Raw genomic sequence first — 5,581 nt, 5'->3', positions numbered from 1 at the left:
CACGGCGGCACCGTTAGCGTAACAAGCGCCGCCAACGAAGGCAGCACCTTTACGATAGACCTTCCGACCCGCACCTCGTAATCAGAGGAATCTCCCAATACGTGTTGGTCTTCGCGTTCGTCCGCGTTCGTCCGCGTCTGTCCGCGTCTGTCCGTGTCTGTCCGTGTCTGTCCGTGTCTGTCCGTGTCTGTCCGTGTCTGTCCGTGTCTGTCCGTGTCTGTCCGTGTCTGTCCGTGTTCGTCCGTGTTCGTCCGTGTGTCCGTGTCAGCCCTCAACCCGGCTCACCGTCACAAGCTCCCCTTGCCGAATCCGCCCCAACTCGTTCGGATCCCCCTCAATCTTCCCCACGATATTCACCGCCGTCACCAAACGGCACTCATCTCCCGTCGACGCCGGGGTCGGTCCATACGGCAATGCCAGCGATCGCCCCTGCACCCAATAACACATCGTTCCCGGCTCCACAACATCCACGGCATCCGCCGCACGATGCGCGTCGACGGGTAGCGAGAAGTAAACTTCCTTTCCCCACACCTGCGCTTTCGCCGAATACGGCAACGCTTCAGCAATCGCCTTCGCCGTATTCGTTGCGTTCAGCTCCCCTAGAAGCTCTCCGCCCTTCCAAGCAATTCGTATCCGCATTATTTTGACTCCAGCCATACTCGCATGTGGGCGCCCTGCGCACCCTGACACAGCATAGTACGCGGTCATATCGCCCGGTCAAGAAGACGATCTCGCGTCACCGGATGGCTAGCTATGCGGCAAAACTCAATAACGTCCCATTCACAGCATCATCGCACCCGCCCGCTTGACGATAGCTTGCACATCGACGTCACCGTTCAACGTTCCATACTCTTCGCCGCATTCGCGCCCCAGACGCGACGCGCAAAACGCCGCGCTCACATACTCCGGCGAATGCTTGATCAGCAGCGACGCCTGAAACAACAGCGCAAGCATCTCGGCAATCCGCCGAGCGCGCGCTTCTAGCGTCGAGTGCCCGTCAATCATTGCGTGCGCCGTATTCAAGAAGCGATCATATCTCGGATCGTTCCTTCTGGCCGTGTCCAATTCCTGCATAAACGACGACAACGCGTCCGGTTCGCGCAACGCCCGCAACACATCCAGACACATGACATTTCCCGAGCCTTCCCACACGGAATTCACCGGAGCCTCGCGGTACAAACGCGGCATGATCGATTCTTCCACGTAACCCGCGCCCCCCATGCACTCCAGCGCTTCCGAAATCATCGCGGGCGCGCGTTTGCACACCCAGTACTTCATAACCGTCGTGGCAAGCCGCGCATACGGCCGCCTGCCGGAGTTGATCTCCGTCTCGTCGTACACGTGCGCAAGCCGTGCCATCGCCAACGTCGCTGCCTCGGACTCCAACGCCAGATCGGCCAACACATTCTGCATTAACGGCTGGTAGATCAATGTGTTTCCAAACGCAGATCGGTGCTTGCAGTGATGAATCGCCTGCACCAACGCTTGCCGCATCAACGCAGACGACCCGATCACGCAGTCCAATCGCGTATGATTCACCATCTCGATGATCGTTGGCACGCCGCGCCCCTCTTCTCCAACCATGCGCGCATACGTATTCCGATACTCGATCTCGCTCGATGCATTCGACCTATTGCCCAGCTTGTCCTTGAGCCGCTGAATGTAGAAGTGATTTCGCGAACCGTCCGGCAACCACCGCGGTACCAGGAAACAACTCAACCCTTTGTCTGTCTGCGCAAGACTCAGAAATGCATCGCACATCGGCGCTGAACAGAACCACTTATGTCCAGTCAACAGATACTCCTGCCCCGCCCCCCCTATCGACATCGGCACGGCTCGCGTCGTGTTCGACCGCACATCCGATCCACCCTGTTTCTCCGTCATCGCCATTCCCATCAAACATCCCATCTTCTCGTAAGACGGAATCATCCGGGAATCGTACGCGGTCGACGTCACACGCGGAATCCACTCCGCCGCGATCTCCGGCTGTGCGCGCAACGCGGGCACCACCGCAAACGTCATCGTCAGCGGACATCCCACGCCCGCTTCCGTTTGCGAAAGCAGATAGTGCTTTGCCGCGCGCGCCACATGCGCCCCCGGTCTCCGATGATTCCACGGCAACGCATGCACCTCGGCCTCAACTCCAGTCTTCATGAGTTCATGCCACGCGGGATGGTACTCGACCTCATCGATTCGGTTGCCGAACCGGTCATGGGTCTTCAGTTCAGGAGTGTACTTGTTCGCGAGGTGCCCGAGATGGAGGAATTCGGACCGCGTGGTCTTCTCTCCGAACGCGCGAATCTGATTCTCCGCCCACGAAGCCCCTTCGCGCTTCACCGCCTCCACCAATGCGGCATCTGCTTCATAGGCACTGTAATTCTGAAGCGGCGGCGGCTGGTTAACAACTTCGTGCGTGTTCTGCAGAATAGGCTGAAACGCCGTGGTGATCATGGTAGTGCTCCTTGCAGCTAGCGATTCGAAGAAAGGAACGGCACATCACTACCAACTTCAAATGGTATTATAGAACACGAGTGGTGTAATTGAAAAGGAAGTTCTTCTCTGCAAAGGTTGCTCTTTAAAGAACTCGGTCTTCGGTTTGCCTCAAATCCGCTACTCTCCCCAAGTTCAAATCCCAGACACGTCTATTCCAGGGGACGACCCGGCACACGGAGCCCCATTCCCAAAGAGCAGAAAGCCGTCCTCTCCCGAAGACGACTCCCTGACTCTCCATTAGCTTCTACACGATGCCACAGTTGTCACTACATTCGGCAATACACGTCCCTGCCGGACCTTCCGCACTCTCGTTATTTCACTTCTTCAATCCAAAATCTAAAATCCAAATTCCAAAATTCCCTACTCCTCCTCTTCCTCACGCACTACCGCGCCCGGCCAAGCCTCCACGCCCACTTCCGGTCTCCGCGCCAGCTTCGGATACGGCACGTCGTATCCCTTCACCGAATGCCAAATGACCCGGTTAAACATCCCTTCATCCGCCATATCGATATCGTCCAACGGCATTTCCATCGACTTCTTCGCGTAATACCGTTGCTTCCCCTTCAACTCCGCCAACTTCGGGTTCATCTCATCCAGCGGCACCGTGTTCGGAAGCGCCGTATACGGCGTGAGGTCCGGAGTATCCATAAAACAATTCGTCATCGGCGTCGCGGCCAAATCGAACTGATTCATCGGCGGTAATCCCAGAATCAATTCCATCGTCCGCAACATGCTCGTCTGGTTGTAGAACGTGCTGTCCACCGCGCCCCGCTTCGTGTACGGGCTGATGCAGAACGCCACCGTTCGCCGCCCATCGACGTGATCCAACCCCGCCTGTGGGTCATCCTGCACCACAAAGATCGCCGTCTCCTTCCAGAACGTACTGTGACTCACCGCCTCCACGATCTGTCCTAGCGCCAAATCGTTGTCCGCAACGGCTGCGCGCGGCGTCGGAAAACCTTCCCGCGTCCCCACCGTGTGATCGTTCGGCAACAGCATGATCATGAAGTTGGGCAATTCGCCCTTGGCCTCGAACTCCTTCAACTCCCGGATAAACTCCCGCGCCCGATACACATCCTGCACCTTCCCGGGGAACCCTATATACGTCGGACAAAGATACGGCTCCAACGTATGCAGTTCTGTCTTCGCGCGAATAGTCACGTTGCTCGTTCCATTCTTGAAATCGGCATAACAGTCCGCCCACGTCGCTGTCCCCGGTTCAATCGACGCTTTCACGAACTCGCCGTAATTGCGGAACGTCAGTCCAGCGCGCAACACGTAGTCCCAGATGAAACCCGATGACGCATACGCGATCGCATCGTCACCGTCATACGGATAACTTCGCGGAAAATCCCCAAAGTTCTTTTCCAGGTAATCCGTCACGTACCCTTCATTCGTCCATTGATGCCCATCCGCGCTCAGCACGCCATTGCAGTAGAAATTGTCCAGCAACACAAACGTCTCTGCCAACGCATGATGATTCGGCGTCACGTCGCGCCCGAAATGCACCAGATTCGGATCTCCGTTACCCTGCGGCATGTCCCCAAACACCTGGTCATACGTCCGGTTCTCTTTGATGATGTACAACACATGCTTGATCGGCGACACTTCCCCCGGCCGCGTTGGCACCGGCGTCGTCCGGGGCTCCACCGGAGCCAACGCCAACTCTTCGTGCATTTTCGGAAGCCGCATGTTCACCGCAACCCGCGTGGTGTATTCCTTCAACTCGCTCGCGCCCGGCGCTTTGATAAACGACACCGATCCCGAGTGCTCGTGCGAATTGAACCCCAGCTTTCCCTTGGCCTGCTCGCGCTGTTCCGCGGTCAACATCGCGTCCTTCTTCCGGCTTCCCACGCCCTTCATGTTCCCCACGATCAACGTGTCTCCAACCAGCATCACAGACCCCGGATACCAACCCGTGGGGATCAATCCACTCACAACCCCACTCGCCGCATCCATCACCGCCAGCGCATTGTTACCGCCGTTTGCCACGTACAACGTTTTGCCGTCCGGCGATACCGCGAGCGCGTTCGGCGCGCTGCCAAACGGCAGTTCTTTCATCGGCCGCGTGCAAAACGTCTTTGCAACCGCATCGTTCGCAGTGTCGATCACCGACACGGTGTCGCTGTTTGCGTTCGCCACATATAACCGCGAGCCGTCCGGCGAAAACGCCATCTCACTCGGATGCAACCCCACCTCAATCTCGCGTACCGCCGACCGCGCGCCCAAATCAATCACCGTCACCGTGCCCGTCGACGCTATCCCCGTCTTCGGATCGACCACCACCCGGCTTCCCGACGACGGCCCCGTCACGTCGCCTTCCTTGGGACGCCGCCCTCCCCAATTGGATACATACGCCTTGTTACCCATCACCACGACCGTGTACGGCGCTATACCCACCGCGATTTCCGTTTCCACTTTGCCCGACTGGAGATTTAACACACCCAACGAATTGTTCCGGCTGAGCGTTACATACGCGACGCCCTTCGCTTCATCCAGCACGAATCCCCCCGGACTCGAAATCTTCTCTCCCTTCGGACCCGGCAGCGGAATCTCTCGAGACCACGCGTAAGCGCCCGCCGCATCTTTCGTGGCGCAATACAGCATCTCCTCCGCGCCCGTCGTCCACAACGAAATCCCATCGCCGCTCCACGCAATCCCGCAATAGCTCTGCCCGCCCTTCGGCAGCTTCAATGCCTGGACAACCTTCCGCCCCGTCACGTCCAAAAACACGACGTCATCTTTGTTCTTGACCGCGATGATTTTCCCTTCCGGATGCAACGCCAAGTCCACCGGTCGCCCCGGAAACAAAACCGTCTCCCCAGCAGACTCAATGAGCTGATGCGTACCCACCACATACGTGCCGTCATCCTGCGGCCCCACCACCGCCTGCTCCAGAAACCCGCGCGGCCCCTTATTCAGCGCCGCCCCAATTCCTCGCGGCCCTTCCGTTGTCACACACCCCGCCAGCACAAACGCCGCCGCGGCAAAGAAGATGATTCGTCGTGAGTTCATCATGATAGGAGTCTCCCTTGGTACAGGCAGTCTATGACGATACGGACCGCAAGGCAAGGGGGAAAACACGAAG

General features: G+C 58.0%; 4 protein-coding genes. All 4 read right to left on the bottom strand.

Annotation, left to right across the window (positions count from 1 at the left end; translation table 11 throughout):
- Nucleotides 1-275: hypothetical protein (locus K1Y02_24870; GenBank protein ID MBX7259614.1), on the bottom strand; the 275-nt coding region annotated here is incomplete at its 3' end.
- Nucleotides 265-639, bottom strand: a complete 375-nt coding sequence (locus K1Y02_24865) for a hypothetical protein (protein ID MBX7259613.1) — start codon at nucleotides 637-639, stop codon at nucleotides 265-267. The genes K1Y02_24865 and K1Y02_24870, both read right to left, overlap by 11 nt.
- A 141-nt stretch (nucleotides 640-780) precedes the next feature.
- Entirely contained in the window at nucleotides 781-2,451 is a 1,671-nt protein-coding gene (locus K1Y02_24860; protein MBX7259612.1) for an isovaleryl-CoA dehydrogenase, read from the bottom strand.
- 402 nt (nucleotides 2,452-2,853) lie between these two features.
- Nucleotides 2,854-5,511 (bottom strand): bifunctional YncE family protein/alkaline phosphatase family protein, encoded by a 2,658-nt coding sequence (locus K1Y02_24855; protein MBX7259611.1) that lies wholly within the window; start codon nucleotides 5,509-5,511, stop codon nucleotides 2,854-2,856.
- Nucleotides 5,512-5,581: the final 70 nt, after the last annotated feature.

Source organism: Candidatus Hydrogenedentota bacterium, from assembly GCA_019695095.1.
Classification (GTDB): Bacteria; Hydrogenedentota; Hydrogenedentia; order Hydrogenedentales; family SLHB01; genus JAIBAQ01.
The sequence above is the reverse complement of the archived record's forward strand: the minus strand, read 5'-3'. Positions and strand labels throughout refer to the sequence as shown.

What these genes read in the sequence shown, in the direction of transcription:
- K1Y02_24865 (MBX7259613.1), bottom strand. Translation starts at nt 639, where the DNA reads ATGCGGATACGAATTGCTTGGAAGGGCGGAGAGCTTCTAGGGGAGCTG.
- K1Y02_24860 (MBX7259612.1), bottom strand. Translation starts at nt 2,451, where the DNA reads ATGATCACCACGGCGTTTCAGCCTATTCTGCAGAACACGCACGAAGTT.
- K1Y02_24855 (MBX7259611.1), bottom strand. Translation starts at nt 5,511, where the DNA reads ATGATGAACTCACGACGAATCATCTTCTTTGCCGCGGCGGCGTTTGTG.